This is a genomic window from Cupriavidus sp. UBA2010 (assembly GCF_002335265.1).
Lineage (GTDB): Bacteria > Pseudomonadota > Gammaproteobacteria > Burkholderiales > Burkholderiaceae > Cupriavidus > Cupriavidus metallidurans.
In genome coordinates this window covers 364329-379744 of record NZ_DDCI01000036.1, presented here as the reverse complement: position 1 = coordinate 379744, position 15416 = coordinate 364329, and the positions used below count along the sequence as shown (strand labels likewise).

Sequence of the window (15416 nt, the reverse complement as noted above, 5' to 3'; positions counted from 1 at the left end):
GCGTGCTGCCCCGCATCCTGCGCCGCAGCATCGTTTCCGGTAGACTCGACCAGCATCTGGCCGTGGACAACCTGCCCTCCCCCGCCCTCCCCAGTATTCATGAGCGAATCGCGCCTCAGCCCCAACTACCGCACGGAGATCGTGCAGGACCTTGCCGACATCGACGCCAACGACTGGGATGCGCTGCTCGCCGCGCAGGCCGAGCCCACGCCATTCCTGCGCCACGCGTTCCTGCAGGCGCTGCACGCCAGCGGCAGCGCCACGGACGAAACCGGATGGTCGCCGCGCTTCCTGGCGCTGTGGGTGCCCGACGGCAAGGAGCCGGGCCGGGACCGGCTGGCCGCGGCAATGCCGCTCTACGCCAAATCCCATTCCTACGGCGAGTACGTATTCGACTGGGCCTGGGCCGATGCCTACCGCCAGCACGGCATCCCCTACTACCCGAAATGGCTGGCCGCGATTCCGTTCACACCGGTGCGTGGCGCGCGGCTGCTGGCCGAGGATGAACTGTCGCGCCGCGTGCTGCTGCGCTTCGCGCTGGCGCTGGCCCAGGAGAGCGAGCTCTCGTCGCTCCACGTGCTGTTTCCGTCGGACCATGAAGCCGACCTGATGGACGAGGCCGGGATGATGATGCGCCACGGCGTGCAGTTCCACTGGTCCAATCCGGGCTACGAGAACTTTGACGCGTTCCTGGCCACGCTATCGCAGAAGAAGCGCAAGAACATCCGCGCCGAGCGCCGTCGCGTGACGGAGGCCGGCATCACGTTCCGCCATCTGCGCGGGGCCGACATCGACGACGATGCGTGGAAGCTGTTCAACCGTTGCTATCGCCAGACCTACCGCGATCACCACTCCACGCCCTACCTGAACCTCGATTTCTTCCGCCGCATCGGCGCGGCGATGCCCGAGCACCTGTTGCTGGTGATCGCCGAGCGCGAAGGCCGCGACATCGCCAGCTCACTGCTGGTCTACGATGCCGATCCGGCGGTCAGCACGCTGTACGGCCGCTACTGGGGCGCGCTGGAACACCATCCCTGCCTGCATTTCGAGACTGCCTACTACCAGCCACTGGAGTTCTGCATCCGCGAAGGCATCGGCACGTTCGAAGGCGGCGCGCAGGGCGAACACAAGATGGCGCGCGGCTTCCTGCCAGTGGCCACGCGCTCCGCGCACTGGCTGGCGCACCCGTCGTTCGCCGACGCGGTCGAGCGCTTCCTGGAGCGGGAGCGTCAGGGGATCGATGCGTATATGGATGAGTTGAACGAGCGGAATCCGTTCGCGGGCGCGCGCGAGTAGCGAGTCGTCCCCCGGCAACAAAAAAACCCGCCAGATGGCGGGTTTCTTCGATAACGCGGTAGGCAGCGAATTACTTCGTGAAGTTCGCCACGCCGTCGCTGATTTCCTTGTGGGCTTCTTCGATGCCAGCCCAGCCTTCCACCTTGACCCACTTGCCGGCTTCGAGTGCCTTGTAGTTCTCGAAGAAGTGCTTGATCTGGTCGAGCGTATTTTGCGGCACATCCGACAGACCCTTCATGTGGGCGGTAGCCGGGCACAGCTTGTCCATGGGGATGGCCACGAGCTTGGCGTCCACGCCCGACTCGTCGGTCATCTTCAGCATGCCCAGTGCACGGCAGCGCACAACGGCGCCGGCCAGGATCGGGAACGGGGTGATGACCAGCACATCCACCGGGTCGCCGTCGCCCGACAGCGTTTGCGGGATGAAGCCGTAGTTGGCCGGGTAGCGCATGCCGGTGCCAATGAAGCGGTCCACGAACAGCAGGCCGGTCTCCTTGTCGGCCTCGTACTTCACGGGATCGCTCTGGGCCGAGATCTCGATGATGACGTTGAAATCGTTGGGAAGGTCCTTGCCCGGGGAGACGAGGTTGAAGCTCATGAGAGTTCTCCGAATGCCTGTGTGTTGGGATGGCCGGCATTATAGCGGTTTGCTTCTTACCTCTGGCTGACATCCGGGTGCCTTGCACGCCCCGCGCGGTGCGCGATAATGCGGCATTCCCGAATTCAGCAATGGCTCCATAACGGAGCCCGTGGAGACCCCGCATGCACGCCCAGCATTTTGTCGCCAACCGCCTGATCGCCCCGGACTCCGGCCTGCGCATCAAGGTGTTCGACCCGTCCAGCGGCCAACCCTTCGCCGAGATCGCCCGCGGCAACGCCACGGACGTCAACGTGGCCGTCCACGCGGCCCGCCGGGCGTTCGACGGCGCCTGGGGCGCGATGTCCCCTGCCGACCGCGTGCGTCTGCTGAACCGCGTGGCGCTCACCTTGATAGCGCATGAGGACGAACTGGCCGCGCTGGAAGCACGCGACACCGGCAAGCCGCTGCGCCAGGCCCGTGCCGACGCACGGGCGGTGGCACGCTACTTCGAGTTCTACGCGGGCGCGGCAGACAAGCTGCATGGTCAGACGATCCCCTATCAGGCCGGCTATACCGTCCTGACCGTGCGCGAGCCGCATGGGGTAACCGGCCACATCATCCCGTGGAACTACCCGCTGCAGATCTTCGGCCGCAGCGTGGGCGCGGCGCTGGCCGCCGGCAACGCGTGCGTGGTCAAGCCGGCCGAGGATGCCTGCCTGTCGCTGCTGCGCGTGGCCGAACTGGCCGCCGAAGCCGGCCTGCCCGAAGGCGCCCTGAACATCGTCACCGGTTACGGCCACGAAGCGGGCGCGGCACTGGCCCGGCACCCCGGCATCAACCATATTTCGTTCACGGGATCGCCCGAAACCGGCAAGCTCGTATCCCAGCTCGCGGCCGAAAACCACGTGCCGGTGACGCTGGAACTCGGCGGCAAGTCGCCGCAGATTGTCTTTGCCGATGCCGACCTCGACGCGCTGCTGCCCGTGGTGGTCAACGGCATCGTGCAGAATGCGGGCCAGACCTGCTCGGCGGGCAGCCGCCTGCTGGTGGAACGGCCGGTCTACGAGGAGTTGCTCGACCGCGTCGCCAGCGTCTTCGAATCGCTGCGCGTGGGCCCCTCGGAACTCGATCTCGAATGCGGCCCGCTGATCAGCCGCAAGCAGCAGCAGCGTGTCTGGGACTTCGTCTCCGACGCACAGCACGCCGGCATCTCCGTGATGGCGCAGGGCCAGATCGTGGCGGAAGCGCCTGAGTCCGGCTACTACCAGGTGCCGATGCTGTTCCGCGACGTGCCGGCCACGCACCGGCTGGCGCAGGAGGAAGTCTTCGGCCCGCTGCTGGCGGCCATGCCGTTCGATACCGAGGACGAAGCCCTGCAACTGGCCAACGGCACCGCGTACGGCCTCGTGGCCGGGGTCTGGACGCGCGACGGCGGGCGGCAGTTGCGCCTGGCGCGCAAGCTGCGCGCGGGCCAGGTATTCATCAACAACTATGGCGCCGGCGGCGGCGTCGAGCTGCCGTTCGGCGGCACCGGCCAGTCAGGCTACGGCCGGGAGAAGGGCTTCGAGGCCCTGTACGGATTCACCACTCTGAAAACCATTGCCATTCAACATGGGTAACATCAATTTCCTGTCGGTCGCGTTCGCCATCTTCTTTTTCTGGATGGCCTGGCACGTGAGAAACAAGCGCGCCACGAACCCGTCCGGCATGCCGCGCCTGCAAGTCTTCAAACGCAAATGGGGCGAGTCGCTGGGGGATCGCATCCACTGGTGCCTTTATGTCGCCCTGCCCTTCCTGCTGGCCATCATGATGGTCGGCAATGCATTGCGGGGCAAAGGCCCCTTCCACTGAGCATCCGTAGCTGGACGGTTACCAGGCGCGGCATGCACCGCGTCCGGACCACAATCACAGGAGACAAACGATGGCCAGACTGTCTGGAAAGGTAGCGGTAGTCACAGGTGGGGGTTCGGGCTTTGGCGAGGGCATCGCGCACACGTTCGCGCGCGAAGGCGCCAGCGTGATGGTGGCCGACCTGAACCTGGAAGCCGCCGAGCGTGTGGCGGCGGCCATCCGCGAGGCAGGAGGCCAGGCGCGCGCGATGCGTGCCGACGTGTCGCAGGGCGATGACGTGGCCGCGATGCGCGATGCGACGCTGGCCGCGTTCGGCGACGTCCACTGCGTGGTCAACAACGCCGGCACGACCCATCGCAACAAGCCGATCCTGGAAGTCACCGAAGCCGAGTTCGATCGCGTCTACGCGGTCAACGTCAAGAGCATCTACTGGTCCGCGCATCACTTCATCCCACATTTCCGCAAGCGCGGCGGCGGCAATTTCGTCAACGTGGCCTCCACCGCCGGCATTCGCCCCCGCCCCGGGCTGGTCTGGTACAACGGCAGCAAGGGCGCGGTCATCGTCGCCAGCAAGGCCATGGCCGCCGAGCTTGGCCCCGACAATATCCGCGTCAACTGCGTCAACCCCGTCATCGGCGCCACCGGCCTGCTCGAACAGTTCATGGGCCTGCCTGACACCCCGGAGAACCGCGCGAAGTTCCTGGCCACAATCCCGATGGGTCGCATGTCGACACCGCAGGACGTGGCCAACGCCTGCCTGTACCTGGCATCAGACGAAGCCGCGTTCATCACCGGCACCTGCATCGAAGTCGATGGAGGACGCTGCGTCTGATCCACGCCCCCGATTCACATCCGATGTGAATCCGAGTTGCCCCCGATTCGTTTTTCCAACCCAGCGGTAACGTCGTATCCCAAAGCAAAACCCGAAAGAGGAGACAGCAATGACAACGACCGCAGTCAGTTCCGGCGCGCAAGACGCCGGCTTCGAGGACGCCACCTACCGCAAGGTGAGCTGGCGCCTGGTGCCCTTCCTGTTGCTCTGTTACGTGGTGGCCTATCTGGACCGCGTCAACGTGGGCTTCGCGAAGCTGCAGATGCTCAACGACCTCAAGTTCAGCGAGACGATCTACGGCCTCGGCGCGGGCATCTTCTTTATCGGCTACTTCATCTTCGAAGTGCCGAGCAACGTGATCCTGCACAAGGTGGGTGCGCGCATCTGGATCGCGCGGATCATGATCACCTGGGGCCTGATCTCGGCGGCGATGATGTTCGTCACCACGCCGATGATGTTCTACGTGCTGCGCTTTCTGCTGGGCGTGGCGGAAGCGGGTTTCTTCCCCGGTATCATCCTGTACCTGACCTACTGGTACCCGGCCAGCCGGCGCGGACGCACGACCACGTACTTCATGACGGCCATCGCGCTGTCCGGCGTGATCGGTGGCCCGCTGTCCGGGTGGCTGATGCAATCGTTCGACGGCCACAACGGCTGGTCGGGATGGCAATGGATGTTCCTGGTCGAAGGCATCCCGTCGATCCTGGTGGGCCTGTGGGTGCTGGCGTATCTCGACGACCGCATCACCCACGCCAAGTGGCTGACCGATGACGAGAAGGCGCTGCTCCAGCGGAATATCGCCAGCGAGGACCAGCACAAGGAAGACCCGCCCGTGGTCCAGGTGCTGTCGAGCCCGCGCGTGTGGCTGATGAGCGCGATCTACTTCAGCTTCGTGATGGGCCTGTATGGCGTGAGCTTCTGGCTGCCGACGATCATCAAGCAGACCGGCGTGAAGGGCGCGCTCGACGTGGGCCTGCTGACCGCGATTCCCTACGGGTGCGCGGTGATCGGGATGATCCTGTTCGCGCGCAGCGCCGACCGTCGCGGCGAGCGGCGCTGGCATATCGCGATTCCGGCGCTGGCCGGCGCGGTGGGTCTGGTGCTGTCGGTGCAATGGCACAGCGACACGACCATGGCGATGGTGGCCCTGACGATCGCCACGATTGGCATCCTGACCACGCTGCCGCTGTTCTGGAGCCTGCCGACGTCCTTCCTGGCCGGAACCGGCGCCGCCGCGGGCATCGCGCTGATCAATTCCCTCGGAAATCTGGCTGGCTTCCTGAGCCCCTACGCGGTGGGCTGGCTCAAGGACATGACGCAAAGTACCGACTCAGGCATGTACCTGCTGGCGGTCTGCATGGTGGTGGGCGCTGCGCTGACGCTGTCGGTGCCGGCGCGGATGGTGAATCAGAAGAAGGATTGAGGGATAGAAGGTTTGGGTTGAAGCGCCGCTCTCCCGTAGGACGGGAGAGCGGCGCCGGCCGAAGCGAACGGCTTACGACTCGCCCAACATCTGCGCCACCGACCCGGCCGCTGCAGCGGCCTTCTCGCCGATCAGCTGCTGCAGCGTGCGCAGCAATTCATCCTCGTTGAACGGCTTGCCCAGGTACACGTTCACGCCAATCTCCGCGGCATAGCGACGGTGCTTCTCCGCAGTGCGCGAGGTGATCATCACCAGCGGCATCTGGCTCGTGCGGCTGTCGGCGCGAACATTGCGCGTCAGGTCGAAACCGTCCATGTTCGGCATCTCGATGTCGACAAGCATCGCATCGGGCATCACCTCCTGTAGCTGACGCAGTGCGTCGACGCCGTCGCGGGCCAGCACTACCTGGTAGCCGGCGCGCGTCAGCAGCCGCTGGCTGGCCTTGCGCACGGTCAGCGAGTCGTCCACCACCATGACGGTCGGCTGTGTGATCAGACCCGCCACGGGCACCGCTTCGCCATTGCCCGCAAACTCGGCCACGGCGCCCATCGTCTCCGGCGCCCGCAGGTGTACCGGCGCGGACGGTGCCACGCCGCCGCGCTCGCGCATCCACCGCTGCGCCAGCACCACGGGGTTGTAGATCAGCACGATCTCGCCATCGCCCAGCGTGGTTGCTCCTGCAATGCCTTCCAGACGAGCCAGATGCGGGCCGATGTGCTTCACCACCACTTCGCGGTTACCGATCACTTCGTCCACGTGCACGGCCACGCGCTCGGCGCCCGAACGCACCACCACCACCGGCGAGTACTTGCGGCCCGACGCCATCGGCGCGGTTTCCTCCAGCAGCGCGCCGAAGTAGTAGAACGGCGCATCCGCGCCCGCAGGACCAAAGCGGCGGGCATTGTAGGCATCGAGCAGCGGCTTTTCGCGCAGCTGGTGCACCTGGTCGATCATGCCGCTCGGGATGGCATACAGGCGTCCGCCCAGCGAGACCAGCAGCACCTGCGTGATAGCCGTGGTCAGCGGCAGATGCACCGTGAAACTGGTGCCCCGTCCAACTTCCGTCGAGAGCGTGATACGGCCACCCAGCGCCACCGTCTCCGATCGCACCACGTCCATGCCAACGCCCCGGCCCGCGAGTTCGGACACCGCATCGGCCGTCGTAAAGCCCGGCGCGAAGATCATCTCGGTCAGGCGTGCGTCGCTGGCATCCTCGTCATGCGCCAGCAGGTGCCGCGCCACCGCCCGTTGACGAATGCGAGCAAGGTCAAGGCCGCCACCGTCGTCGAAGAACGTCAGCACGACCTCGTTGCCTTCCTGCTGCACTTCCAGCGTCAGCGCGCCCGTGGCCGACTTGCCGGCGGCACGACGCGCGTCGGCCGGCTCGATGCCATGCACCACGGCATTGCGGATCAGGTGTTCGATCGGGCCGGCCATGCGGTCCAGCACCGAGCGGTCGATTTCCACCGTGCCGCCCTTGATCAGCAGGCGCACTTCCTTGCCAGTCTCGGTCGCGGATTGCCGCGCCACGCGGTAGAGACGCTCGGCCAGCGCATCGAACTGCACCATGCGAGCCTGCATCAGCCCGCGCTGCAAGCCACGCGTGAGTCGCGCCTGCGCTGCCAGGTCGCCCGACGCGCGGTCAAAGCCGCGCTGCAGGTTCTGCTCCACGGTCGCCACGTCGTTCACCGACTCGGCCATCATCCGCGTCAGTTCCTGGAAGCGCGTGAAGCGGTCGAACTCGAGCGGGTCGAATTCCTGGTTTTGCTGCGCGTCGGCGATGCGCGATGCCATCTGCGTCTCGGCCTGGATTTCGATCTCGCGAAGCTGCATCCGCAGACGCGCGACGTTATCGTTCAGTTCACCGAGGTAGCTGCGCAGCGCCAGCAGTTCGCTATCCAGACGCGCTCGCGTCGCGCCCACTTCACCCGCATCGTTGATCAGCGTATCGAGCGCGCGGGCCTGCACCCGCACCAGCGCGCGCTGGCGATCGGCATCGGTCGGCAGGTTCGCCGGCACCGGCATCGCCTGCGGCGCGGCCGGTAGCAGATCCTGCGTAGGCTGCTGCGTCACGTCCATCGACACCACCGATGTAACCGGCACAGCCGGCACGGCGGATTCGGGCTCGGCCGCGATCAACCCGTTGACCACATCGGCATCGTCCACCGGCAGCAGCCGGCCGCTCTGCAACGCATCAACGTGCGCGAGGATGCGGTCGTACCAGGCATAGAGGCGGCCGAATAACTCCGGCGCCATGCGCTGGCCACGCACGCTCGCTTCGAGCAGCGTTTCCATTTCGTGCGCGGCCTGACCCAGGGCCATCGCGCCAGCCATGCGCGCGCTGCCCTTCAGCGTGTGCAGCCCGCGCAGGATCAGCCCGCCGTGCTGGGTATCGGCAGGTGCGGATTCCCAGGTGCGCAACATCTTGCCGAGGTCGGGCAGACTGCCTTGTGCTTCCTCAAGGAAGATCTCCACCAGTGCCGGATCGAGTGACGAGGCGTCGGTCGACAAGTCGACCTGCGGTGCGTCAAGTACGTCAGGAGCGCCCGGCGATACGTGCGCGACGGCTGCCGACTCATGGCGCGGCGTCGGCAACGAAATCACCACCGCATCATGCACCGGCGTCTCGGCGTCGGCCGGACCGACTGTCGTCAGCGTTGGCGCCGAGACCGGCGGGAGCGATGTGATCGGCGTCAGCTTGACCGGCGGAAGGTTCGTCACCGCGTGCGGCTCGGGCAATTCCCGCAGATCGGCATCATCGGTATCTTCAGCAGGCTGCGACTGACCGAACAATCGCGCGACCGAGCCCACCTGTCCCGACACATCGGTCTCCGGCACCGCTGCGCGCGGGCGCATCAGCGCTCGCTCGCCAAAATCGTTCAGGTCGCGGACGACCGCGGCATCGGCATCAGGCCAGATGCCCGCGGCGAACTGGTGCAGCATGCCACGCAGCCGTTCGACGGCCTGCTCCAGCAAGCGGAAATCGCCCGGATGCATCGCGACCGGGTGCCGGCCCAGCAGCAGCAGAAGCTGCTCCAGCGCCTCGGCGATCTCGCGCACCGGCTCCAGGCCCACCGTCGACGCGCTGCCCTGCAGCGTGTGAGCCACGCGCAGCGCAAGCTCGCTCGGACAAGGATGTTCCTCGTGCTTCCACTCGGACAGATCGGTCGCGAACTGCCGCAGCAGATCGTCGGCTTCCTGCAGGTAGACGTTGTAGAGCGGCAGTCCGATCCGGACCGGGCCAATCACCTTGTAGTTGTCGTCGTCGCTGGCGAGTCCGCCGGACAGGCGGAACGGCAGCACGTTGTCCTCGGCCGGAACCTCCTCCGCAGCCACATCTGGCTGCGCGGCCGGCAGCGTCAGCAGCGCATCGAGCGGGTCCAGCGGCGCAGTTGCGTCGACGGCAGCGGCGGCGGCAGCGTGGGCCGGCGCCGAGTCTGGATCGCGCACACGCTGCGCGGCGGCAACGAGTCCAGCGATGTCCCGTACGGTCGACGGGTCCTGCTGCAACGCCTGCGCCCATTCGCGCAGCAGATCGTGCGCCTGGTGCAGCAGCACAAGCAGTTCGGGCTGCGGCTCGCGTGCTTCGGCAATCCACAGATTCATGACCTGTTCGACGGCCCACGCGGCTTCGCCGTAGCGGCTCAGGCCAACCATGCGGCTGGAGCCCTTGAGCGTATGGAAGCCGCGACGCACGCGGCTCAGCACATCGGTATCGCGCAGTGCCTCGAGCCCGCCCTGCACGTCGGCGGCGATACTCCCGAGCACCTCTTCGGCCTCGGAGAGGAAAATCTCAAGCAGCTCGGCGTCGATCGCTTCGGCATCCACCGGCATCGGCGCGGCGGCCGGCGCCACGGTGGCTGCCGGTGCTGCAGCCGTCGCCGGCAGTGGATCGGCCAGTGCCACGATCATACGTTCGGCCGCCGAATCGCTGCCGGCTAGCCATGCATGGAGTTGCGTGGTGGCTTCGCTGGCCTGACGCCGCAGCGCCGCATCGTCGTCGATGGCGGCCTGATCGGAGACCGCCTGCAACGCACCACGCAGGCGCTGGATCTCTGGCGAGTCGGCGCCTGCCGCCACGCGGATCGCATCCATGGCCGCGCCACGCGCCACCGCCAGCACGCCCTGCGGCGCCGGATCGCGATGCTGCAAGTCCGCGTAGATGTCGTCTTCCGTGACATCGGCCTTGGCCCGTCCAAACTCCAGCAGATCGGCAAAGGCATGTACCGCGCCAAGCTCGGCGGCGATATCGGACAGCATCGCGATGCGCGACGCTTCCTCGACAGTTCCGGGCAGGACTTCCAGCCACCGCAGCACGGTCCGCACCGCTTCCAGCGCCGCCTCCGCCGCTTCGTCGATGCCATCCCGCATCGCCGCGCTGACGTACACGCGCTCGAGCGTGGCAAGCAGGGATTCGAATGCCTGTCTGGCATCGGCCAATGCTTCGCTGGCGTCAGGACGCGCCGCGTTGCGATCATACGTATCGAGCCATGATTCGCCGCTGTCGAGTTGCGCGCGCAACTGAGCGACCGCTTCCGCACGCATTGCCTGGGCACTGGCGGCCTCGACCATCCCGGCGAGCCAGGCCGGTGCCTGGGCATCGGGATTGGCCAGGCAGGCAGCCAGCGCGTCGCAGCGCTGCGCGAATTCCTGTGCCGATGCGTGACCTGACTTGCCATGCACACGCCACGGCATTGCCAGCGCCTGCGACAGGAACAGCGCCACGCCAGCACGGCCCAGCGCGTCGTTCGACGGACGGCGGCCCGCATGAGCAGCCACCGCGGTCAGGCATTGCTCCAAAGCCGGTTGAGCAAGCGGCAGCGCCGCTTCGGCGAGCGAGGCCACCGCCAGCTCCCAGCCGGCCTGATCCTCGCCTGCCGCACGCTCGATCGACCGCGCGGCCTGCTGCAGATTGCGGGTGTCGATGGCATCGAGCCAGCCGTAGTAGCGCTGGCGGAAGTCGGCACGCGCCACCACATGCGCCGGGTCGACACGATATGCCTGCAGGCTGCGAGCGATATCGGCGCGCAGCACCTGCACGGCAACTTGCACGGCGGGCGTCGCGATGTCGTCGGATTCATCGGCGGCCAGCCCGGTGCTGACCAGGAAGAAAATCGCATCGTTCAACAGCGCCTGCGGCACGCGCACCTGGCCTTGCAGGTACTGGCGCACCAGCAGGTGCGTGCGTGCAGCGAAACGCTTGGCCAGCAGATCGGACGGCAGCAGGCCATGAGCGAGGCCACGGAACACCATGGCCAGCGTATGCCAGATACCGCGATCAGGCGTGTCTGTGGCGCGGCGCGCCTCCTGCTCCTGGTTGCGCACGTCGTCGAGCGCCAGTTGCAGCGGCAGCCAGGCCTCGCGCAGCATGGACGTGTCCGGGCACGGCGCGGGCAAGCGCAGCGCGCGCAGCAAGGCAGCCTCGAAGCGCTGGCGCGCCCGGGTGACGGCCGATGCCGAAAGCGTAGGCAGCACGATACCCGGCAGCATCTGCAGCTCATCGAGCCACAGGTCCGCCGGATGCACGCGCTCTTCCTTCATCAGGTTCAACGCGGTGGCATAGGGCTGGTACAGGCGCAGCGGGTCTTCGGCATCGCCCGCCATCAGGTCGTCGACGTACTCGGCCAGCGCCTGCGCGCCGGTGCGGAACACCACGAGCGTTTCCTGGCTGGCGGGCACCGTGCCGGCGTCGATGGCCTCGAGCAGGCGGCGCAATGCCTGGCAATAGGCATCCACGCCGCGCAGCCCGACGATATGCACCGCGCCTGCGGCCTGATGCAGTTGCTGGCCGGCCAGCCGCAGCGAAGTGGTATCGCGCGCGCCCAACGCCTCCGGCGTCTGCTGGATCTCGTCCACGTAGTGGCCGAGTTCGATGGCGGCATCGTCGAGCGCGGTACGCAGGCTTGGCGCGAGCCAGGCCAGCACCGACAGGTCGCGCTGCGGCGCGGCGGGTGCCTCCGCCGCCGGAACGGGAGCAGGCTCCGGCGTGGATGACAGTTGCGCCGCGGCCGCCTCGGCCACTTCGCTCGACAGGATGGTATTGAAAGACATGACCAGTTCCGTTGCGCCCTTGCGGGCGGCCGTCAGGCGATCTTGAACCGCGATACCGAGTTACGCAGCTCTTCGGTCAGTGCGGTCAGCTGGCGCACCGACGCGGCGGTCTGGCGCGTGCCGGCGGTGGTCTGCGCGGTCACTTGCAGGATGCCGTCGATGTGGCGGGCCACGTTGGTGGCCAGGCCCGCTTCGTGCGATGTGGTCTGCGAGATCTGTTCGATCAGCTCGGCGAGCTGGCGCGACACGCGACCGATCTCGACCAGTGCGGCACCCGCGTTATCGGACAGGCGCGCGCCCTCGACCACGCCCTGCGTGCTCTGCTCCATGGCGTGCACGGCGTCCTGGGTGTCGGTCTGAATCGTGCGGATCAGCGCGCCGATCTGCTTGGTTGCCTCGCCCGAACGTTCGGCCAGACGCTGCACCTCTTCCGCCACCACCGAGAAGCCGCGGCCGGCTTCGCCTGCGGAAGCCGCCTGGATGGCGGCGTTCAGTGCCAGCACGTTGGTCTGTTCGGTAATGTCCGAGATCAGCTCGACGATTTCACCGATCTCCTGCGACGATTCGCCCAGACGCTTGATCCGCTTGGACGTTTCCTGGATCTGCTCGCGAATGCCGTTCATGCCCGCGATCGCGTTCTGCACGGCGTGCTGGCCCTGCTCCGCCGCGGCCAGCGATGCGCGTGCCACGTTGGCCGATTCGGCCGCACCGCGTGAAACCTGCGTGATGCGGTCCGCCATCTCCACCACGGATTCGCCGGTCTGACGAATCTGGCGCGACTGCTGCTCGGTCGTGGTGGCCAGTTGCACCGAGGTTTCCTGCACCTGCGTCGAGGCGTGCTGCACGTCTCCAGCGGTCTGCTGCACGCGGCCCACCAGTTCCTTCAGTTCTTCCACCGTGTAGTTCACCGAGTCGGCGATGGCGCCAGTGATGTCCTCGGTCACGGTGGCCTGACGCGTCAAGTCACCGTCAGCAATGTCCTGCAGCTCATTCATCAGCTGCAGAATGGCCTTCTGGGTGGCGTCGTTGTTGCGCTTTTCATCGAGTCGGCGCGCTTCGGCTTCGTGCTCGCGCGCCTCGGCTTCGAGCGCCCGGACGCGCGAGTCGCGCAGGTAGAGGGCCGCGAGACCGGCCAGGCACAGCAGCGTGGCCAGCGCGGAGATAACCATCGCGCCCAGTGTCCAGGGGCGGAAGCGCACATCCTGCGCATAGGCCGACTGCAACGCCGACAACTCGCCGCGCAGGGCTTCGTTGTCGTTGAAGATCTGCTGCTGGGCGCGCTTGGCGGCGATCAGGCCAGGCAGGTTCTGCAGAATCGTCTGCGTGGTCTTCTGCACGGCGTCGAAGCGCTGCGAAAGCTGCTGCAGGTAGCTGCGCGTCTCGGCATCGTGCGCGGCGGTCAGACGCAGCGCTTCGGAGCCGTTGATCAGGCCGTCGAGTGTTTCGCGGAACGTGTTGGTGTCCTTGCCAAGCAGGAACGCGGTTTCAGGGTTGACGCCTTCGCCCGAGAGGAACTCGTTGAGGTTCTTGCCCAGACGCTGCGTCAGCATCACCAGCTGAGCGGAAGCCGCCACCTCACGTGTATTGGCACCCGACTGCAGCTTGATGGCCGCCACCTGTTCGGCGGCTTCGAGCAGTTCGGGGTTGGACGCGTTGAAGATCTGCAGCGTCTGGCCGATCGTCGTCAGAATGGCCTGCTGGGCGAGCACGTCGGCGGCGCTCTTCTCGGAACGCTTCCACGAGCCCATCGCCTTTTCCAGCAGCGGCTCGCCCGGCCCGCTCGTGGCCCGCACATGCTTCTCGTCGCTGCCGTTCTGCAGCGCCAGCATGTCGGTGGTCAACTGCTCTTTCGACTCTCGCAGCTGCTTGAACGCCTGGGCGTTACCGAGCAGCGCCACAGGCACCGCCTTACCGAGACGCTGCGAGTGCATCAGCATGTCGCCGGTCACCTCGATCTGCGCCGCGCCGTTGCTGGCCTGCCGGTTATCAAGGTACACGGAGGCGAGCAGCGCCGACAGCGACACCACCACGCCCACGGTCAGCGCGCGCTGCTGCGCCGAGAACGGCATCCGCATCAGCCAGCCCGACATCATCTCGACAGGGGTCTGGCCAAGGCCGCCCTGCTGTCTGGCCGCGCCGGCCGCCGCAAACGCGGCGCCACCCGGCGCCGCCACTTCTGCGGCAGCGCCCGCGGCTGCGGTGCGGCGACCCAGGCCGATCTTCTTGATACCCATAGCAACCCTCTGTTCGTTCGTTATTATGAAGCCGCTTCAGAATGATTCCGGCGTCGTTGCGGGGCCTTGCCAACCCACTTGTACTGTCTGCGGCCCCGCGCCCAGCCAGAACCACTGCGCTTCATTCTGAAACGGCTTCATTTCCAGATTCCGCTGATCAAGCCACGGTACGGCCGGCCTGCAGAAACACAGGCGACGCCAGCAACTGCCCGATATCAAGCACCTGCCAGCCACGCCCCTCCCTGTCCGCGAAGCGCAAGCCCTGCCAGCCTTCGGGTTCCTCACCCTGAGCCGGCGTCAGATCCGCCGCATGGCGCAGACCCAGCACGCGCGTGGCGATGATGCCGCACGCACGTTCGACGTGACGCGACAGGACGACGATCTTGCTGCCCGGCTGTACCGGCGTGGGGCCGTCGCCACAGAACATGGCGAAATCGATCACGCCCAGCAGGTTGCCGCGCGCGTTGACCAGGCCGCGATACCAGGGCTGCGTCAGCGGCACGCCGGCAGGCTGGCGCATCTCGATCACCTCGCCGGTTTCCAGCAACGGCAGCAGCCAGTTGCGCTGGCCCACCACCACACCCAGGTAGCTATCGACGGCCGGCAGGTTGCGCGCGTCGCGCAGACGTCGGGCCAGCATGGCCTGGTAATCCTGCAGGCGGGTCTGGCGGGCACGAAGGTCTTGGCGCGGCGCGTTCATGATGGGGATACCGGTAGGTGAAACCTTGGGGCAGTGGTGCCGGAGCGCGTTGCCCGCTTGCTGATGGGCTGGCTGGCTCAGTTCGCCAGCGCGGCGATCTTCGACAGCAGTTCCTCGCTGTCCACCGGCTTGACGACGTAGTCCGACGCGCCCTGCCGCATGCCCCAGATCCGGTCGGTTTCCAGGCCCTTGCTGGTGCACATGATCACGGGGATGTCCTTGAAGCGGTCGTCGCGCTTGATCGCGCGCGTGGCCTGGTAGCCGTTCTGACCCGGCATCACCACATCCATCAGGATCAGGTCGAAAGCGTCCGCCTCGAGCCGGGCCATGGCCTGGTCGCTGTTGCCGGCCACGGAAACCTTGAAGCCCTTCTTGCCGAGCAGGTCGGACATGAACAGGGCTTCGGTGGGCGAATCGTCGACGATAAGGATTTTGCTGATGGTCATTGT

The 15416-nt window shown here is 66.6% G+C and carries 10 protein-coding genes; 5 read left to right on the top strand and 5 right to left on the bottom strand.

Features of this window, described 5'->3' with window-relative positions; genetic code table 11:
- Positions 1-99: 99 nt before the first annotated feature.
- Positions 100-1296: a GNAT family N-acetyltransferase gene (locus B2246_RS28925; RefSeq protein ID WP_286879678.1), complete on the top strand. Its 1197-nt coding sequence runs from the start codon at positions 100-102 to the stop codon at positions 1294-1296.
- 70 nt (positions 1297-1366) lie between these two features.
- Here the strand turns inward: B2246_RS28925 and ppa are convergent, their stop codons facing one another.
- Positions 1367-1894 carry an inorganic diphosphatase gene (gene ppa, locus B2246_RS28920; protein WP_008643591.1) on the bottom strand — a complete coding sequence of 176 codons (528 nt, stop codon included), beginning with the start codon at positions 1892-1894 and terminating at the stop codon, positions 1367-1369.
- Between the two features lie 164 nt (positions 1895-2058).
- Here ppa and B2246_RS28915 point away from each other — a divergent pair, with 164 nt between their 5' ends.
- From B2246_RS28915 to B2246_RS28900, 4 genes are all read left to right on the top strand, one after another.
- Positions 2059-3495: an aldehyde dehydrogenase family protein gene (locus B2246_RS28915; RefSeq protein WP_286879677.1), complete on the top strand. Its 1437-nt coding sequence runs from the start codon at positions 2059-2061 to the stop codon at positions 3493-3495.
- Positions 3488-3727 carry a hypothetical protein gene (locus B2246_RS28910; RefSeq protein WP_008643588.1) on the top strand — a complete coding sequence of 80 codons (240 nt, stop codon included), beginning with the start codon at positions 3488-3490 and terminating at the stop codon, positions 3725-3727. Before B2246_RS28915 ends, B2246_RS28910 begins: the two co-directional genes overlap by 8 nt.
- A gap of 70 nt (positions 3728-3797) precedes the next feature.
- Positions 3798-4559, top strand: a complete 762-nt coding sequence (locus tag B2246_RS28905; protein ID WP_008643586.1) for an SDR family oxidoreductase — start codon at positions 3798-3800, stop codon at positions 4557-4559.
- Positions 4560-4668: 109 nt separating this feature from the next.
- Positions 4669-5982: an MFS transporter gene (locus B2246_RS28900; protein ID WP_286879675.1), complete on the top strand. Its 1314-nt coding sequence runs from the start codon at positions 4669-4671 to the stop codon at positions 5980-5982.
- Between the two features lie 72 nt (positions 5983-6054).
- Here B2246_RS28900 and B2246_RS28895 read toward each other — a convergent pair whose 3' ends face one another.
- The 4 genes from B2246_RS28895 to B2246_RS28880 form a co-directional block, all read right to left on the bottom strand.
- Positions 6055-12033, bottom strand: coding sequence for an Hpt domain-containing protein (locus tag B2246_RS28895; protein ID WP_286879674.1), 5979 nt, complete (start codon positions 12031-12033; stop codon positions 6055-6057).
- 32 nt (positions 12034-12065) lie between these two features.
- Positions 12066-14267 carry a methyl-accepting chemotaxis protein gene (locus B2246_RS28890; RefSeq protein WP_286879673.1) on the bottom strand — a complete coding sequence of 734 codons (2202 nt, stop codon included), beginning with the start codon at positions 14265-14267 and terminating at the stop codon, positions 12066-12068.
- A gap of 157 nt (positions 14268-14424) precedes the next feature.
- The gene (locus tag B2246_RS28885; RefSeq protein WP_008644881.1) at positions 14425-14967 is read right to left on the bottom strand and encodes a chemotaxis protein CheW; all 543 of its coding nucleotides are present in this window, start codon (positions 14965-14967) and stop codon (positions 14425-14427) included.
- 77 nt (positions 14968-15044) lie between these two features.
- A complete protein-coding gene (locus B2246_RS28880; RefSeq protein WP_008644878.1) occupies positions 15045-15413 on the bottom strand; it encodes a response regulator in 369 nt (122 codons plus the stop codon).
- Between the last annotated feature and the right edge of the window lie 3 nt (positions 15414-15416).